General features: G+C 65.1%; 11 protein-coding genes and 2 pseudogenes. 4 read left to right on the top strand and 9 right to left on the bottom strand.

What is annotated here, in order from left to right; all coding sequences use genetic code 11:
* Positions 1-88: 88 nt before the first annotated feature.
* Positions 89-2,311 carry a catalase/peroxidase HPI gene (katG, locus tag ACPDIX_RS05350; RefSeq protein WP_423430746.1) on the bottom strand — a complete coding sequence of 741 codons (2,223 nt, stop codon included), beginning with the start codon at positions 2,309-2,311 and terminating at the stop codon, positions 89-91.
* A gap of 264 nt (positions 2,312-2,575) precedes the next feature.
* Here katG and ACPDIX_RS05345 point away from each other — a divergent pair, with 264 nt between their 5' ends.
* On the top strand, positions 2,576-3,538 hold the full coding sequence (locus tag ACPDIX_RS05345; protein WP_423430745.1) for a LysM peptidoglycan-binding domain-containing protein: 963 nt from the start codon (positions 2,576-2,578) through the stop codon (positions 3,536-3,538).
* 60 nt (positions 3,539-3,598) lie between these two features.
* Here the strand turns inward: ACPDIX_RS05345 and ACPDIX_RS05340 are convergent, their stop codons facing one another.
* From ACPDIX_RS05340 to ACPDIX_RS05325, 4 genes and pseudogenes are all read right to left on the bottom strand, one after another.
* A complete protein-coding gene (locus ACPDIX_RS05340) occupies positions 3,599-3,802 on the bottom strand; it encodes a lipopolysaccharide assembly protein LapA domain-containing protein (RefSeq protein ID WP_423430744.1) in 204 nt (67 codons plus the stop codon).
* A gap of 190 nt (positions 3,803-3,992) precedes the next feature.
* On the bottom strand, positions 3,993-5,810 hold the full coding sequence (locus ACPDIX_RS05335; RefSeq protein ID WP_423430743.1) for a Gfo/Idh/MocA family oxidoreductase: 1,818 nt from the start codon (positions 5,808-5,810) through the stop codon (positions 3,993-3,995).
* A pseudogene (locus tag ACPDIX_RS05330) lies at positions 5,807-8,115 on the bottom strand (glycosyltransferase family 4 protein). The gene ACPDIX_RS05335 and the pseudogene ACPDIX_RS05330 overlap by 4 nt, the downstream one beginning before the upstream one ends.
* Positions 8,116-8,137: 22 nt before the next feature.
* Entirely contained in the window at positions 8,138-8,269 is a 132-nt protein-coding gene (locus tag ACPDIX_RS05325; protein ID WP_423430742.1) for a hypothetical protein, read from the bottom strand.
* A gap of 200 nt (positions 8,270-8,469) precedes the next feature.
* On the opposite strand from ACPDIX_RS05325, the gene pheA reads away from it, so the two are divergent.
* From pheA to era, 3 genes and pseudogenes are all read left to right on the top strand, one after another.
* Entirely contained in the window at positions 8,470-9,546 is a 1,077-nt protein-coding gene (gene pheA / locus ACPDIX_RS05320; RefSeq protein ID WP_423430741.1) for a prephenate dehydratase, read from the top strand.
* Positions 9,547-9,607: 61 nt separating this feature from the next.
* Positions 9,608-11,082: pseudogene (locus ACPDIX_RS05315) on the top strand (family 16 glycoside hydrolase).
* Positions 11,083-11,186: 104 nt separating this feature from the next.
* Complete coding sequence (gene era, locus ACPDIX_RS05310; protein ID WP_423430740.1) at positions 11,187-12,092, top strand: GTPase Era; 906 nt, start codon at positions 11,187-11,189, stop codon at positions 12,090-12,092.
* Between the two features lie 66 nt (positions 12,093-12,158).
* Here the strand turns inward: era and clpX are convergent, their stop codons facing one another.
* The 4 genes from clpX to ACPDIX_RS05290 form a co-directional block, all read right to left on the bottom strand.
* On the bottom strand, positions 12,159-13,436 hold the full coding sequence (clpX, locus tag ACPDIX_RS05305) for an ATP-dependent Clp protease ATP-binding subunit ClpX (protein ID WP_423430739.1): 1,278 nt from the start codon (positions 13,434-13,436) through the stop codon (positions 12,159-12,161).
* Between the two features lie 35 nt (positions 13,437-13,471).
* Positions 13,472-14,101, bottom strand: a complete 630-nt coding sequence (gene clpP, locus ACPDIX_RS05300) for an ATP-dependent Clp endopeptidase proteolytic subunit ClpP (protein ID WP_423430738.1) — start codon at positions 14,099-14,101, stop codon at positions 13,472-13,474.
* Positions 14,102-14,519: 418 nt separating this feature from the next.
* On the bottom strand, positions 14,520-17,585 hold the full coding sequence (locus ACPDIX_RS05295) for a glycosyltransferase family 2 protein (RefSeq protein WP_423430737.1): 3,066 nt from the start codon (positions 17,583-17,585) through the stop codon (positions 14,520-14,522).
* Positions 17,586-17,787: 202 nt separating this feature from the next.
* Positions 17,788-18,273: a hypothetical protein gene (locus ACPDIX_RS05290; protein ID WP_423430736.1), complete on the bottom strand. Its 486-nt coding sequence runs from the start codon at positions 18,271-18,273 to the stop codon at positions 17,788-17,790.
* Between the last annotated feature and the right edge of the window lie 127 nt (positions 18,274-18,400).

The raw sequence follows: 18,400 nt of genomic DNA, 5'->3' as shown, positions 1-18,400 counted from the left end.
GCGGGCACCCCGGGGCGCCGGGAATGTTCGGCTCCCCGACGGGCTGCGTCCGGAAGGGGACGCAGCCCCGGGGCGGGCCGGCTCGGACTCAGTTGGGCAGGGTGCCGTTGCGTTTGAGGTCGAACCGGTCGAGGTGCATGACCTTGCTCCAGGCCCGGGCGAAGTCCCGGACGAATTTTTCCTCGCCGTCGGCGGCTCCGTAGACTTCAGCCACGGCGCGCAGGCGTGAGTCGGCGCCGAAGACCAGGTCCACGCGCGTGGCGGTCCATTTCAACTCGCCGGTCTTGCGGTCGCGGCCCTCGAAGCGGATGCCGCGTTCGTCCAGGCGTTTCCATTCGGTGCTCATGTCGAGCAGGTTGACGAAGAAGTCGTTCGTCAGCACGCCGGGGCGTCGCGTGAACACGCCGTCGGGGTTGTTCTTGAAGTTGGCACCCAGGACGCGCAGGCCCCCGATCAGCACCGTCATCTCCGGCGCGGTGAGGGTCAGCAGTTGGGCCTTGTCCACCAGGAAGTACTCGGCCGGGATGCTGTACTCCTTCTTCTGGTAGTTGCGGAAACCGTCCGCGTAGGGTTCGAGGACGGCGAACGATTCGACGTCGGTCTGTTCCTGGGAGGCGTCGGTCCGGCCGGGATGGAACGGCACCGTGATGTTGTAGCCGGCCTTGCGGGCGGCTTCTTCCACGGCTGTGCAGCCGCCCAGAACGATCAGGTCGGCCAGGGAGACCTTCTTGCCGTTCTGTGCGGACCCGTTGAATTCCTTTTGGATCTGTTCGAGCACGCCCAGGACCCTGGTCAGTTGTTCCGGTTCGTTGGCCTCCCAGAACTTCTGGGGCGCCAGCCGGATCCGCGCACCGTTGGCCCCGCCACGTTTGTCGGAGCCGCGGAAGGTCGACGCCGCCGACCAGGCGGTGTAAACCAGCTCGCGGATGCTGAGGCCGGAGTTGAGCAGTCGCTGTTTCAGCCGGGCAATGTCGGCCTCGTCAATCAAAGGGTGGTCCACCGGCGGGATGGGATCCTGCCAGAGGAACTCTTCCTGGGGCACCTCCGGACCGAGGTAGCGCGAGCGTGGGCCCATGTCGCGGTGGGTGAGTTTGAACCACGCACGGGCAAAGGCCCGGGCGAACTCGTCGGGATTGGCCAGATAGCGCCGGGCGATCTTTTCGTAGACCGGATCGTAGCGCAGGGCCAGATCCGTGGTGAGCATGGTGGGTTTGTGTTTTTTGTTGGGGTCGTGGGCGTCCGGGATGATCTCCGGTGCGTCCTTGGCGACCCACTGCCACGCGCCGGCGGGGCTTTTGGTCAGCTCCCACTCGTATTTGAAGAGGTTCTCGAGGTAGTAGAGGCTCCACTTGGTGGGCGTCTGGGTCCAGGTGACCTCCAGACCGCTGGTGATGGTGTCGGGTCCCTTGCCGGAACGGAAGGTGCTCTTCCAACCGAGTCCCTGCTGTTCGATGGGGGCGGCCTCCGGTTCGGGGCCCACGTGGCTGGCGGGACCGGCACCGTGGCACTTGCCGAAAGTATGACCGCCGGCGATCAGCGCGACGGTTTCCTCGTCGTTCATGGCCATGCGGCGGAACGTCTCACGAATGTCCCGCGCGGCCGCGACCGGATCGGGATTGCCGTTGGGGCCTTCCGGGTTCACGTAGATGAGGCCCATCTGGACGGCGGCCAGCGGGTTCTCCAGTTGCCGGTCTCCGCCGTAGCGCTTGTCCTCGAGCCACTTGGTTTCCTTTCCCCAGTAGACGTCCAGGTCCGGTTCCCATGTGTCCTCGCGCCCGCCGGCAAACCCGAGGGTTTTGAAGCCCATCGTTTCGAGCGCCACGTTGCCGGCCAGGATCATGAGGTCGGCCCACGAGATCTTGCGCCCGTACTTTTGCTTGATCGGCCAGAGGAGCCGGCGCGCCTTGTCCAGGCTGACGTTGTCCGGCCAACTGTTGATGGGGGCGAAACGTTGCTGGCCGCGCCCGCCGCCGCCGCGCCCGTCACCGATGCGGTAGGTGCCGGCGCTGTGCCAGGCCATGCGAATGAACAACGGCCCGTAATGACCGAAATCCGCCGGCCACCAGTCCTGCGAATCGGTCATGAGCGCGGCCAGGTCCTTTTTGAGCGCCCAATAGTCGAGGCTTTGGAACTCCTTGCGGTAATCGAAGTCCTTGCCCATGGGATTGGACTTCTCGGAATGCTGATGGAGGATTTCCAGCGGCAGGGCGTGGGGCCACCAGTCACGGATGGAGGGGCCCATGCCGGCGGGGACGGTCGGCGCGTCCAGGATGGCGCCCTGATGGAAAGGACATTTGCTTTCTGCGTTCATCTTCGGTTTGCCTCTCTTCGAATTTCCTGTTTCTGTTGGACTGCGGTGGCGGGCAGACGAACCGGCTGCCCGCTCACCGCCGACCAGTGAACCAGATGAAGGCAGGGAAGGGAAATCGTTCCGCCCTCTGTGTGCGATAGGCGGAACCTATCGGAGGGAGTTTTGCCGGAGCGGGGGATCGCTCGAAGGACGAGCCGCGGCAGGATCGCACGGTCCCCGGGGCGGACGAAATCCAAAGAAACCGAGCGGGAACGCACGAGCGAGATGATCGGAACGGTGCGCGCAAGCAAGGGAGCCAAGCCACCCGGTGGCAGGCGGAGGCGACAGGTGGGGTTGCGCCTGCTGATGTGGAGCCTGAGCCTTTGGAGTGCGCTGTGGGGGTGGGCCGGCCAGCCCGGAGTGTACGTGGTGCAAAAAGGGGATACGCTCACCGCGATCGCCCGGGAACACGGCGTGTCGGTCTCGGCCCTGGCGAAACTGAACGATCTGGAGTTGGACGACATCATTCGACCCGGGCAGAAACTGAAGCTGCCCGAGGGCGCGGGGAAAGCGGAACGCCCGGCGCCGGCGAAGACGGTGACCGTGCGGAAAAACGACAATCTGACCCTGATCGCCCGCGAGCACGGGGTGGACGTGCTGGATCTGGCGCGGGCCAACGGGTTGACACTGGATTCCATCATCCACCCGGGGCAACGGCTGGTGATCCCGGAGGGACCGGTGGCGGCGGAGCGGTCGCCCCTGCCCGCCACGGTGCGGCGGGCGATCGAACAGGCGCCGGTTCGAAAGGGTCGCTGGCGGTACATCATCATCCATCACAGCGCCACCACGGCGGGAACGCCCCGGGCCATGGACGCCTATCACAGGCGGGTCCGACACATGGAGAACGGGCTGGCCTATCATTTCGTGATCGGAAACGGCCACGGGATGAAGGACGGGGAGATTTACGTGGGCCAACGTTGGAACTGCCAATTGCCGGGCGGCCATCTCAGCAGCGCCAGACTCAACGAGGTCAGCGTGGGGATCTGTCTCGTCGGAGACTTCAACCGGTCGAAACCCACACGGCGGCAGTTGGAGAGCCTGGAGGCGCTGCTGCAGGCATTGCTGGAACGATGCGGTCTTCAGCCCGACGCCGTCACCACCCACAAGAGGATCGTGCCGGGACACACCGAGTGTCCGGGCAGGCTCTTTTCCCTCAAATCGGTCCTGCGCGGCCTCGAGTCGGACTGACCGCCGGACCACCCGCAGGCTGGCATCCGCTGTCGGCCCTCGGCAAGGCGAGAATGCGGCTCAGTCCGACTTCCGTCGTCGGGCTGCGGTGCCCAGAAGGAAGCCACCCAACAGCCCGGCTGCGCCCGCCAGAAGGATGACCAGGGCCAGGGACATGCGGACCGACCCAAACAGGAACCGGATCTCCACTACGGCGGAATTCTGCAGGGTAAAAAGGAATCCCAGTAGGATCACGACCGCAGTAACAAGCGATTTGGCTTTCATGGCACGGCGCCCGGCGTTCGGCTGGTTTCGACGTATGCCAGAGCAGGTTGGCGGGAACCGCCTGCTTGGGTAAAGCCGGATTACCGCTTGCCCCGGACCCGGCCGGTGCGTGCCGGCACCCGATGGAAGGCATGCACCGGTCCGCCGGTTTTCGCTCCGGGCGGTTTGGGCATGGTGACGGGATTGCGGGTCAGGGCCGGGTGCGCACGGGTTGAAGGGCTTGCAGCAGGGTGTCGCGCTCGAGTTCCACCACGGCGCACTTCTCATCGGCGGCGCCGTAGTAAACCCACAGGGAAGGTCCGCGTTCGACGATGCCGGTGGGGAACACGACGCTGGGCACGAAGCCCTGGGTTTCGAAGGAGGTTTCCGGGACCAGGATCCTGCCGGCCATGGCGATGACGCGCGTCGGATCGTCGGGTGCCAGCAGCAGGGCTCCGGCGGAGTAGGTCCCCACGCCGGTGCCGTCGGGAGGCCGGTCGTTGCCGTGGTAGAGGGTCAGCCAGCCGACCGGTGTACGGATGGGTGGGGTGCCGCCTCCGACGCGGCCCGCGTCGCATGTGCCGGTGGCGCCCCAGAGCGGTTGATGGCCGCCCCAATGGAGAAGATCGAGCGAGGTCGCCACCCACATCTCCGGTCCGGAGAAATGCTGATTGGGATTGGGCCGGTGGATGGCCACGTAACGCTGCTGCAGCCGTTCGGGGAAGAGAACGACGTCCTTGTTCTCGGGTGGGAAAATGATGCCGTGTCGTTCGAACCGGGTGAAGTCGCGTGTGGAAGCCAGGGCAGTGCAGGCGCCGTGCCGCGACACGGCTACGTACGTGACGTGGAACCGGCCTTCCAGGGGAGTGATCCTCGGGTCTTCGATCCCGTACTCCTCCCAGGGCTGTGCGGGCCACCAGCGGTGCCGCGGTTCCGGATGCAGGCGCTGGCCGTCCGGGCTGACGTAGACGGCAATGTGGGAGAGGAAGGTCAGGCGCTTGTAACCGGTGCGGCGTACCACGACCACGCGCGGGTCCACGAAGAGGACCTCCTCCTCGCGGAACCGGTCCACCACGACTTCACCGCGATCGACGTCCCAACTGGGGGAGGCTGATCCACCCGCGCGTGCTTTCCGCCGGTGCTTCCCCCACGCGGACCAGGAGCGTGACCTCCCGGGGTCCGGTGGCAATGGCTTCGGGGTTGAAGGTGCCGACGAAGCGGAGATCGGGCCGGGAGGGCGGTACCTGGGAGGGCTGCAACAGACAGAAATTGGTTTTTCGTGGCAAAGGGATCGGCACGGGAGGCGTCTTGGCAGGTTGACACGCGGAGAGCCCCGCTGTGGATTTTCGGCCGGGGCCGTTTCCCCCGCCAGCCGGGTGGCTGCCTCGGCCATGGCGACCGTTTGCCATCCGTTTTCCTCGGTGATTTTGCGGGCGTGGGAAGGATCCCGGATCCAGCGAATCTGGTCGAGCAACAGGGCGCGGAGGAGCTCCCCGTAGCACCGCATCTTCTCCTGACCGGGCCCCCACCGGAGTTCGATCCGCTGCGAGAGATCGAGTGTTTTGTGGCGGCCCATGGCTTCGCGGTCGCGACCGCCGTAGACGGCCAGGATGTCCAAGTGGGCACCGGGGAAAAGCTCCATCAGCCGGCGGGTTCGGGCCTCGTGCACGACGGCGCGTACGGTGGCGCGCACGGGGATCCATTCCTCGAGGGTGACATCGCCCAGCTCGAACAACAGCCGCAGTTCCTGCCGGTCCATGCGGGCCCGGGGATGGTGCAGAAACGGCGGCGTGGCAACGTAGACGAGGTCCACGTCCGGCCGTTGCACGAGTGATTTCGGGGTATCCGTTTGCTCGATGCCGAACCGGCGTGCCATGGCGAGGGCCGCCTCGCGATGGGTGCCGGCCAGGGCGACCAGGCGGACGCCGGGTACCTGTAGGAAGTGTTGAAGGGCAAAGAGCCCGAAGGCACCGGCGCCCGGCACGCCGATGCCGAGGGTCTCGGACCGGTTGGGGTTGGTGGGCGTCATACGCTTGCTGCCTGCACGGGAGCCGGCGTTTCGACCGGTTGATCAAAGGTTCCGAGCGTGCTGCTGACGAGCCGCATTTCTTGAAAGGCCAGGAGGAACGAGAGCGTGGACTCGGCTCCCTGATTGCGGTTGACGGGGTCGATCTGAAGCCCGTCGAAGCAGCCGCCGGTACCGGGGTCATAGAGGGGCTGCCCCACGTCGTTGCGGCCGGGGAACCAGTCGAAGGCGCGGTGCGCCTCGTTGAGCCGGAACTCGTCGCGGCTGGCAAAGAACGCCTCCAGACAGGCGGAAACGGCGGTGTAGGCCTCGAGGGGTTGCTGGTCATACTGGGCGCGCTCGCCATATCGGCGGTGGAAACCGTTGTTGCCGATGGGCCGGAAATGTCCGGCTTCGGCGGTCTGTATCTGCATGACCCAACGGAGGCTGCGCAGTCCGATCTCCAAGACCTCCTGATTGCCGGTCCATCGGCCGCCCGGGATGAGGGCATGGGGGAGGCGCGCGTTGGCGTAGGCGAGCCGGTCTTCGAACCAGAGCCAGTCATCGCTGGCGTGTGGGTGCCAGACCTTCAGGAGTCGTTCGGTGAGTTCCTCCCGGATCTGATTGACGAGGCGGTCGCCGCTGAGACGCCGGAAGTATTCATGGATGCCGACAAGCGCGAACGCCGCGGGCCGGAGGTGGGGCCCGGTGTCGCGGATGGCCGGCAGTGCGGCTTCGAAGAGCCGGACGGCCCATTGTTGGAGATCCGGGCGCTGGGAGCGGCCGCCACAGGCACCCAGGGCCCAGAGGGCCCGCCCCAGGCAGTCTTCGGACCCGGGGTTGTCCAGCCATTGGCGATCGAAGCTATGAAGTTGTGGAATCGTCCGGTGGCCGGTATGAACGCATCGTTGAGGAACGCGGCGTACCGGGAAGCCAGCAGACGGACCTCGGGCGTGTCGTCGCCGGTTTGTTCCAGCAGGACCGTCAGCAGCAGGGCCCGCGCGTTGTCGTCGGTGCAGTAGCCCTCCTTGCGGTTGGGGACGGAAAAAACGGCGTGCTGGAGGATGCCCGTGTTGTCGGTGAGGGTGCGGAGGTGGTCGAGCCGCAGCAGCGGCAGTTCACGTGGTTGTTGCTCCTGCGTGTCGAGGGCCAGGCGGCTGCGGGCCTGGCGCAGCGGAACCTCGCGGGCCTTGCGAAAGGATTCGAGGAACGCGTGGGTCAGTTGGCTCCAGACCATCTGCCGGCCGAGCAGGTAGGCCTGTTTGCGCATGTTGTCGCGTTTGACGGGGTCGGTCAGCAGATTGATCAGAGCGCGGGCGATGGCCGCGGAATCTCTGAAGGGCACCAGCACACCGCGACCGTCCGCCAGCAGTTCCTCGGCGTGCCAGTAGGGGGTGGAATGACCGCCTTGCCGCAACCGAAGGCTTGGGCAAGGGTGCCGGAGGTGATCTGGGCCTTGTTGAGGTAGGGGGTGATGGAGATGTCGGCGGCGCCAAGGAACTCCTTGAGTTCCTCCAGCTCGACGAAGCGGTCGTAAAAGATCACGTGTTTCTTGAGGCCGAGTTCGGCCACCATGCGTTCCAGCCGGAGCCGGTAGGTCTCGCCCTGTTCGCGGATCAGATTGGGATGGGTGGCGCCGAGGATGATGTAGACCAGGTTGGGCTCGACCTTGATGACCTCCGGCAGGGCCTGCAGGACGTATTCGATGCCCTTGCCCGGTGAGAGCAGGCCGAAGGTCAGCAGGACCTTCTTTCCTTCCACGCCGAACTGGTCCTTGTAAAAGCTCGGGTCCACAAACGGCATGTCGGGGATCCCGTGCGGGATGAGGTCAATGCGGTCCGGTTCGACGTGGTAGATTTCCCGGAGCATGCGCCGACCGCGCTCGGTCATGACGATGAACCGGGCCGCCAGACGGACCCTCTCGTCCATCACGCGCCGCCGGTCGGGATGGGGTTGCTCGAGAATGGTGTGAAGATGGACCACGGCGGGCACGCGCAGGGGCCGGAGCAGGGCGAGGATGTGACTGCCGGCGGGCCCGCCGTAGATGCCGAACCCGTGTTGGGCACACACCACTTCGGCGTCGCTGAAATTGAGGAAATCGGCGGCGCGACGGTAGGAATTTGATGTCGCGCTCGGCGATTTCGAACCGGACCTCGGGCGGGTACTCGCAACCCTCGGGCCGGTCGTTGACGGCCACCATGATGCATTCCGCACCCATCTCCGGTGCGGTGAGGGTCTAGTAGACGTCGTGGGAAAAGGTGGCGATCCCGCACTGGCGGGACACGTAATCGCAGACCACGGCGAACCGGTTTCGAGAGCGGTGTTTCATGGTCGGATGGAATGGCTTGGGATCAGGTCAGCAGTTCCAACAGTTCACGCAGCTCCACCAGGGCGAAGCTGGTGCAATAATCGCTCATGGCACAGGGGATGACCAGCTTGCCGGCATGGAACAGGGCGCCGCAGGTGTAGAGGACGTTGGGCACGTAACCGTGCCGCCGGCCCCGGTGAGTTTGGGCTTGCCCACCCCTTTTCCCGGACCGTGGATGGCCCTTGCCTGCTCGAGACGGGGCCGTGCCGATCCGGGGCTGGGGACTTCCGGGGCATCGAACTTCGGGACAAAAGGGCGCGCAACCGGGCCGGTCTCATGCCGCTTTTTGCTGCCCAAGGGACGGAGGCTTGGCATATGCTGATCCGGGGTATGCACATTCAGGAACATCGCAAGGCCATTGACCGGATCGATCAGCAGATCGTGAAGCTGCTGAACGAGCGTACGCGGCATGTGCTGGCGATCGGCGAGTTGAAACGCCGATCGGGCCAGGAGGTGTACGCGCCGCATCGGGAACAGGCGGTGCTGCAGCGGGTCTGCCGGCTGAACAAGGGCCCCATCACCAACGAGCAGCTTCGAGCGATCTACCGTGAGATCATGTCCAGTGCGCTGGCATTGGAGAAGACCCTGATCGTGGCGTATCTGGGGCCCGAGGCCACTTTCACCCATCAGGCGGCCATCCGCCGGTTTGGTTCGAGCCTGAAGTACCTGCCGCTCAAGACGATCCCCGATGTCTTCCAGGAGGTCAGCAAGGGACGCGCCGACTACGGGGTGGTGCCGGTCGAGAATTCCACCGAGGGCGTCGTGACCCACACGCTGGACATGTTCGTGGACAGCGACCTGAAGATCGTCTCCCAGATCGTGCTGCCCATCCAGCATTGCCTGCTCAGCCGGCATCCCAAGGACAAAATCCGGCGGCTGTACGCGCACCCCCAGTCGCTGGGGCAGTGCCGGGCGTGGTTGCAGGCGAACCTGCCGCGCGTGGAGATCATCGAAACCTCATCGAACGCCCGGGCTGCGGAGCTGGCCAAACAGACGCGCTACGCGGCGGCCATCGCGGGGGAATTGGCGGCCGAGAAATACGGCCTGCCGATTCTGGAGCGGGACATCCAGGACAATGCCGCCAACGCCACACGGTTCCTGGTGTTGGGCCGGCAAAGCACCCCGCCCACGGGTAACGACCGGACCAGCCTGATGATCAGCGTCATGCACCGGGTGGGGGCACTTCACAGTGCCCTGGCAGCGTTCCGGCGGTACCGGATCAACATGACCAAGATCGAATCCCGGCCCAGTCGTAGAAAGGCCTGGGAATACTTCTTCTTCATTGACGTGGAGGGTCACGCGGAGGAACCGCGCCTGGCCCGGGCGCTGAAGCTGCTGGCCGAACACTGCAACTTCGTGAAGGTCCTGGGGTCGTACCCCAACACCGAGTAACGCCCGCACAAGGTCCCGTGGAGACTTGTGCGCGGGATTGGCGCCGCCCACACTGCGGCCCATGAACGTGCGCGCGTTCCTTGTCGCCGGGGTGCTGCTGGCCACCCCGGCACGTTCGCACCCGGCTCCCTCGGAAGAGTGGGTCGACCTGTTCGACGGGCACAGTCTTCGCGGGTGGCGGGCTTCGGAGCACCCGGCGACTTTTCGGGTGGAAGACGGGGTGATCGTGGCCGAAGGGCCCCGGGCGCATCTGTTTTACGTCGGCCGCGACGGTGTGGGGACGGAATACCGGAACTTCGAGCTGGAGGCGGAGGTGCGCGCTGCTCCGGGTGCCAATTCCGGGATCTACTTTCATCGGCGTGGCAGGAGACCGGTTGGCCCGCCCGTGGGTTCGAAGTGCAGATCAACAACTCCGCCCGCCCGCACAACGGTTACTGGGAACTCAAAAAGACCGGCAGCCTCTACGGTTTGCGCAACGTGTACAGGCAACTGGTGCCGGACAATACCTGGTTCCGACTGCGCATCGTGGTCGAAGTGCCCCGGGTCCGCGTCTATGTCAACGACCATTGGGTGGTGGACTACGTCGAGCCGGAACCGCCGATGGCACCCGAGAGCCGCCCGGGCCGACGGCTCGGCCGCGGCACGTTCGCCCTGCAGGGGCATGACCCGGAAAGCCGCGTGGAATTTCGTCGAATCCGTGTGCGACACCTCCCTGATGATGTCGTGCCCGGGGTGCAGCGGCCACAACCCGACGCCACCTGGCGCCAAATGATCGAACTGGGCATGGCCAATTTTCCCCTGGTGGATTTTCATGCGCACTTGAAGGGCGGTCTGACGCTGGAAGAGGTCCTGACCCACATGCGCCGCACGGGGATGAACTACGGCCTGGCGGTGAACGGCGGGCTGGGGTTCGCGGTGACCAACGACGCGGCGGCGGAGGCATGGCTGGACAGCATTCGAAACGCGCCGGTGTTCGCCGGACTGCAGGCCGAGGGCCGGGAATGGACCCGGCTGTTTTCGGCCTCGACCGTGGCGCGGTTCGATTACGTCTTCACCGATGCCATGACGCTGACGGACCGGCAGGGTCGGCGGATGCGGCTCTGGATTCCGGAAGAAGTCAAGATCGAGGATCCGGAGGCGTTCATGGATCATCTGGTGGACACGATCGTGCGGATCCTGGAGACGGAGCCGATCGATTTCTATGCCAATCCGACGTATCTGCCCGACGTGCTGGCGCCACGATATGATGAGCTTTGGACACCGGAGCGGCGTCGGCGGGTCATCGAGGCGGCCGCGCGCAACGGCGTGGCCATCGAAATCAACAGCCGTCTCGAGTTGCCGAAACCGGAGTTCATTCGCGAGGCCAGGGCCGCGGGGGTCAAGTTTACCCTTGGTACCAACAATCCCGACCGGGAACTGCTCCCTCACAACTACGCCCTGCGCATGATCCGCGAATGCGGCCTGGGCTGGCAGGACATGTGGATGCCGCGGCCGGATGGTGAAAAGCCGGTCCAGAGGCGGGGAATGCCCCGCTGAGGCACCGGTGGCGATTCGCAGGTCCGCAGCGGCAATCGCACCTTTGCGGCAATGGCCACGCTGCCGACCTTGGCCGGGGACGGTTTCCTGCCTAGTTTGGAAGCATGAGCGAAGCCAACCCGGGGCAAGCAACGCCGACAGAGGTGCAGCCTGCCGAGACCCGCTGCGGTCTGGCCGTGCTGGTGGGCCGCACCAACGTGGGCAAGTCCACTCTCTTGAACGCGTTGGTCGGCCGGAAGCTTTCCATCGTCACGCCCAAACCGCAGACCACGCGCGATCCGATCCAGGGCGTGGTCAACCGGCCCGAGGGCCAGATCGTTTTCGTGGACACGCCGGGTTTCTTCAAGACCCACGCCAACCGGCTGGTGGACCGTTTGCACGAGCGCGCCCGGCGCGCCCTCCAGGGGATTGACGTCGTGGTCCACGTGGTGGACCCGTCCCGGGCCATCGGACCCGAGGACGAGATGGTGCTGGAGGCGCTCCAGGGCGTGAGGCAGCCCCGATTGCTCTGCCTGAACAAGAGCGATCTGCCGGAACGGCCCCACGTGGAGGCCTGGCTGGCGCGGCGCGAATCGTACGCGGGTTGCTACGAGGTGTCCGCCTACACCGGCCAGGGCTTGGAAGAGCTCGTACGGGGCATTCTTCACCATCTCCCCGTGGGACCGCGCCTCTATCCGGAAGACCAGATCACCAACGCCGATCAACGGTTTCTCATTGGCGAGATCATCCGGGAGAAGGTGTACCTGTTGATGGACGAGGAGGTGCCGTACCGAACCGCGGTGGAGGTCCACGGCGTGGAGGAGACCCGCGATCGCCAGGGCCGGCCGATGTATCACATCAAGGCATCCATTCTGGCTGCCAACCCGCGGTACCAACGCATGTTGATCGGTGTGGGAGGGCGGCGGATCCGCGAGATCGGCCGGGCGGCGCGCGTGGACCTGGAAGCCCAGCTCGGGCGAAAGGTCTTCCTGGACATGGACGTGCTGGTGGACCGCAGCCTGGAGCGGTGAGGGGCCCCGCCGCGTTCGGGCAGGCCGGTCGGTCCGGCCGGTGCGGAACTGCCGGAAAGAACCGGCTCAGGCAGCCGCCTGTTCGTCGGACTTGCGGCGGATCAGGGGCGGACATTCGCCGCGGACCACCGCACGCGTGATCTTGACGTGTGTCACGTCCTGCTGGCGGGGCACGTCGTACATCACGTCGAGCATCAGTTTTTCCAGCAAACTTCGGAGTGCACGCGCCCCGGTGCCTTTCCGGATCGCCTCGGCGGCCAGCTCCCGCAGTGCGTCGGAGGTGAACTCCAGTTCCACCCCCTCCAGGGCCAGCAACTTCGCGTACTGGCGGATGAGGGCGTTGCGGGGTGTGGTCAGGACTTCCACCAGTTGATCTTCAGTGAGCTCCTGCAGCGTGGCAACGACGGGCAGACGACCGATGAATTCGGGAATGAAACCGAAGCGCAGGAGATCTTCCGGCTCCACATGGGGCAGGAGGCTGCCCGGCGTGTCGGCGGCGCCGCGGGCGTCGGCATGGAATCCCATGACATGGTGCCCCAGCCGGCGCCGGATGATCTGTTCCAACCCCACGAAGGCGCCGCCGCAGATGAACAGGATGTCGGTCGTGTCCACCCGGATGTATTCCTGCTGGGGATGTTTGCGGCCGCCCTGGGGCGGGACATTGCAGATGGTGCCCTCCAGAATCTTGAGCAGCGCCTGCTGGACCCCCTCGCCCGAGACATCCCGCGTGATGGAAACGTTCTCCGTTTTCCGCGCGATCTTGTCGATTTCGTCGATGTAGATGATCCCGCGCTGGGCACGGGCGACGTCGTAATCCGCATTTTGCAGCAGGCGCAGCACGATGTTCTCGACGTCTTCGCCCACGTAACCGGCCTCGGTCACCGTGGTGGCATCGGCTATGGCGAAGGGGACGTCGAGGATCCGGGCCAGCGTGCGTGCCAGCAGCGTCTTCCCCGATCCGGTGGGCCCGATCAGGAGGATGTTGCTTTTCTCGAGTTCGACCTCGGCATGGGGATCGGACTGGGTCGACTCCGCCGGAGTAGCTGTGGTACGCCGGCTGAGGATGCGCTTGTAGTGATTGTGAACGGCGACGGCGAGGGCCTTCTTGGCCTGGTCCTGCCCGATGCAGTAGCGGTCCAGTTCGCGTTTGATGACGTGGGGCTTGGGGACGGTGAGGGGCCGTTCCTGCCGCGCCTGCACGGCCTGTTCGGCGTCCAGCACGTTTTTGCAGAGCAGGACGCAGTTGTCACAGATGTAAACGCCGGGGCCGGCAATGAGTTTGCGGACCTCGCGGGCGCTTTTGCCGCAGAAACTGCATTGGGCGGACTGGTGGGTGCGGGCCAAGGAAACCTCCGGATCGAGGGACGGCTCAAACGGCTTCAGGAGGTCCGTTGCTCGACCGCGCCGGGGATTTCCTTGCGGGACTGGACGACCGCATCCACCAGACCGTAGGCCCTGGCCTCCTCGGCGGACATGTAAAAGTCCCGGTCGGTGTCCTTGGCGACCTCTTCAACCTTCTTGCCGCAGTGGAAAGCGAGGATTTCGTTCAGGCGGTCCTTGAGACGCAGGATTTCCTTCGCCTGAATACTGATGTCGGTGGCGGCACCTTGGACACCGCCCCAGGGCTGGTGGATCATGATCCGGGCGTTCGGCAGTGCGAAGCGTTTGCCCTTGGTGCCGGCGGCCAGCAGCACGGCGCCCATGCTGGCGGCCTGACCGATGCAGTAGGTGTTCACGTCGCAGGTCAAGTACTGCAGCGTGTCGTAGATGGCCAGTCCGGCCGTGACACTGCCGCCGGGTGAGTTGATGTAAAGGTGCACATCCTTCTTCGGATCGCTCATCTGAAGGAACAACAGCTGAGCGATGACCAGGTTGGCCACCATGTCGTCAATCGGCGTGCCCAGGAAGACTATTCTGTCAACCAGCAGCCGCGAATAGATGTCATAGCCACGTTCCCCCCGGCCGGTCTGCTCGACGACCATGGGGACAAGAAAACTGTTCAAATGCATAGGCGTTGCTCCCACGTTCGAGCCGAACCTACGGGCGGAGGGGGGCAGCGTCAAGGCCGGTCGGCCGTTTCCTCGCGGACCGCGCACATCCGCCCTCCGGAGCGTGCGCTCATTCCCACTCCTCAAAACCCGATCTCGTGCCGGCCGCTCCGCGGCGCCCGGAGAGCCGATCCGGAACATCCCGGGCCGCTCTCCCGGCGGCGCGGCTCCCCCGGCACGACCGGCAGGTTCGGCCTGGAATTCGGCGCTCGAGGCATGAGGCTTGCCTGTACGAACTCCTCAGACCCGGCCGACTGTTCCGGTGCCTTTTGCCCTTCCCTCCTGCCGTGTTTCCCGGCTCGAGCTGGCACGCAACCCGGTTGGGAGCCCTCCCCCTGGTTGGCTGGCTGGATCCGCAGCAGGGGCGACCGGTGTGGTGTCACGGACCTTCCCGCCAGCGCACCCGTAACAGACGCCAGGGCAGGTCGCGGGTTTCGGCCACGAACTCGCGGGGCACCATGGCCAGGAACAAGGGTTGCAACCCCTCCTGGTAACGCTTTTGACGCGGCCCCGCAAATCGCACCCGCCATCCTTCTGCTGTAGGTTCGACCTTCTCCAGCTTTAGAAACTCCAAACCGATTTTGGCCCGGAGCTGCGAAGGATCGGGCTCGATTCGAGCCCACTCGAAGGGAGCCAACTCGAGCTCGATAAAGAGGGGCGAGTGGACAAAAAGGATTACCGTGGGCAATACTGTTCCGTCAGGATTCCAGCCGGCTCCGTTATGACTCAATCCGGTTTGCGCCGGCTCGTCCGGGGATTCATAAACGCCAGCGAGGGGCAGTTTCACCTTTTCCGCCTTCTGGCGCTGCATGGCCGTGACGCACTCGCTCCACGTGAGAACCTGCGGATCGCCGTATGCATGAGTCGACTTCATGAAGTCGATGCCCAGCCAGACCAGGATGGTGGCCGCCGACAGGTGCAGGGCGGTTTGTGTCTTCCGCCAGCGTTGCAGCAGGTAGATCCAACCCCACCAGGCTGCGAGGATGGCTGCGGCAAAGGCCGGCATGTAATCGAGCATGTACCGGGTGGCAATCACGCAGTTGCGCAGGTAAAAAAGCGACAGTGCCGCTGTCCCGAAGAAGGAATAAACGCCCAATACAATCGGGACCCGCCGCCAAACCTCCCGGTTCGCCCCCGGAGGAGCCTCCTCGAAAGTGATCCGGTGGCCGGGCCCGGTCCCCGCCTCGTTGGCCCGTACAGGAACGTGGGAGGAGAGAGCTGCGGGACCGGGCCGTTCTGTCTCCGGAACAGCCGGCCCTTCCGCTGCGGAACCCGGTTGGCCACGATCGTCGCTCAACGTGTGCGGCGGATCCGGGCTTCTTGCGCCCGGCGGAGATGCCGGGTCTCGTCGCGTCAACCCGACCGCCGCAAACAGCCCGGCGGCCCATCCCGCCAGAATCAGGGCCAGATAGAAAAAATCGTACGTGGTGCTGGCAACCTCACGCCAACGCGGCGTGTCGGATTGACCGGCAAAAAGGTTCGGCTCATACCAGAACCAGCCATTGAATCGCTTTTTGCAAAAGAGCAGTCCGCACAATTCCGCCGCGGCTTCTGCCGGAGAAACCGAGGCAAACGGATGATCGAAACGGGTGACGTAAACGGACCCCATCATGACCTGCAGGTTGAGCTTGTGCCCAAACTCGAATCCACCGCCAAACCGCAGCAGGTTCGTCATGTAGAGCAGCGCGCCGCAGAGCAGGTAGATTCCCACTCCCGGCCCGAGCAGACATACCGAACGAGCGGGCGTCAGAGCCGCGGCCGTCGAGCCCGTGTCGGGACCTTCGCCACCGGTCCGTCGGCACAGCCAGAGGCCCGCCATGGCGGCCAGCAGCGCCGCTGCACCGTGGAAGACAAGCGTGGGGCGCACCAACATGCCCAGCCCGGCCAGTGAACCAAGCAGGGCAAAGCGTCCCGCTCCCGGCCGAACAACCACCCGGATCAACGCCGCGATCATGCCGATGCCCGCCAGGTACTCGTAAGCCACAGCCTCCTCCCAAACGAGAAACCGGGTGGTCAGAAGATTCAGCCACGGCGGAAAAAGCAGCAGAACCGCGGCCGACGTCCCCATCAGGATCCAGATGGCTCCGTGCCCCTTCACCCCGGGCGCGTGTGGTCCTTGCACACCGTGGCGCCCATCCGTACCCGTCCGTGGGCGCTCCGGCTCACCGGCACCGGCGCGCATCGGAATGGTCGAACCTTCCACTTGACTGGTGGGGACCGACCGCAGGTGCCGACCCAATTCCTCCAGCGTGGTGAAGACCCACCACGCGGTGAGTGCCAGCGCAACCGCCAACGCCAGCATGTCGGGAAACGTCTCGAATCCCGCCACGCGCGCGCCGAGCTCGAACGGCAACCTCCAAAGGGGCACGCCCAGACCCCATACCTGGTGCACGCCGCCTTCCGACCAGCAGAGGTCATGGGACAGATCGGCCGGATCGCGGCTCAACGCCAGGTCACCCCGTAAAAACGCTGCGGCTTGTTGGCGATAGTACGGGCTGGCGGAGTACCAACGACCCCACCCCGACACCAGGCCCACCGCCCATACCAAACCCAGTCCATACAAGCCGGCAGCCGACAGCCAGATGAACCGGAAAACGCGGGAAGCGCTGTCCGGAGGCTTCTCTGCATTTGACTCGGCAGAAACCGTGCGGGCAACTGCGCAGGATCCGTCCCCAGGCAGCCGCATCCGCGAGTACTTCAACAAGCAACGCACGGCCCCCCAGCCGTCGTGCCAGCGAATCTTCTTGCCTTCGGCCCGCGTGCGGCCCTGGTAGCGGATGGGGACTTCGACCACGCGGGCTCCCAGCCGGGCGAGTTTTGCGGTAACCTCGGGACAGAATCCGAAGCCCGACTCCCGCAACTCCAGTCGCACCAGCAGCTCCCGGCGAAAGGCCTTGTAGCCCGTGGCCTCGTCCGTGATCGGCAGTCCGGTGATCTTGCGGGCCAACCAGCTCAAAAGCCGATTCCCCCACCGATGCCAAAAGGGTGTCTTCGTGTACGCGCCCGTGCCCCAGCGTGTGCCGTAGACCGCATCGGCCCGGCCCTCCAACAGGGGCCGCAACAAGTTGGGATAATCGTCAGGGTCGTACTCCAAATCAGCGTCTTGGATGACGACGAACGGGGAGCGGAGATGAGGTAGGGCGGTCTGGATCGCCGCGCCTTTTCCGCGGTTTGCGTCGTGCCGCAGCACTCGCACGCGCGGGTCTCGTGCCGCCCAGGCTTCCAGTTTTGCCGAAGAAGCGTCGGTCGAACCGTCATCCACCACCACGACCTCGGCGGTCTCAGGCCGAGCCAGTACCCGCGCAAGAAGAGTGTCAAGTGTCGCGGCTTCGTTGTAACAGGGCACGATGACGCCGAGGCAAGGCACGGAACAGAGGTCGGCGCCAGGCGCCCGTGGTTGGGCCGGCTCATTCTGCGGGCTGCCGCCTGCAGGAGCGGATCTCATACGAGGCACTTCTGTGCGTCTTGTCCCGGAAAGGTCTTCTCAACCACCCGCGCTGTCGCTGCAAGTGGCTCAAAGGGCGAAGCCCGAGTTTGTGATATACGGGGCGGCGTTCCGACCGAGGCGCCTTTGACCGACCTCTGGCGCGTGGTGTGCGGTTGCGTTCTGCCCGTCCTGCCCGCCCGGGTTGCGCGACCACGCTGGTTCATCCTGCACGCACAGGGTTTGAGTCGGCGGGCGTTTCCCGGGACGGCGCAATCCGGCGCAGACGCCACAAGCCCAGACCACTGCCGATGACGATGCCGATCAACAGGGCCTCCAAACCACGTTCCAGGAAATGGGGCGGTACCGGGATCAGATCGCCCACCCAACCGAGGCACCGGCACGGTGTCGAAGGGGAGGCGAATCTGAGCGTCCCGCGGTAGACCAAAAACACGCACGCCAACCAGAGCAGGATTCCATGTTTCAGTGTCGGGCTCCGCCCCCAAGTGAGATAGGCTGCGACAGCCAGTTCGGTGAGCGCGGCCATCAATAAAACCGCCCGGGTGGGCAGGAGAAACACGGGATCAGGCGCGGCCAGGAACCTTGCTTCGCCCGCCACGCTCAACAGCTTGGCGACAGCCGTCAGAAGCAAAAGCAAACGGACAACGGCCACGTACCACCGCGTAACGTTGGTATCCATCCCGTGCATATGGCGGCCCTGTTTGGTGAGCCCGACCAGTGGCTGATCCTGTCAGAGCAAGTGCATGCCATAATTCGTGCGCGGTGCCTGGCAGCCACCAAAAACGCAGAGACCAAAGCAGCCAAGCAGACGAGAC

This window comes from Limisphaera sp. 4302-co (assembly GCF_049537155.1).
Taxonomy (GTDB): Bacteria; Verrucomicrobiota; Verrucomicrobiia; order Limisphaerales; family Limisphaeraceae; genus Limisphaera.
This window is presented reverse-complemented; position numbering and strand designations above follow the sequence as displayed.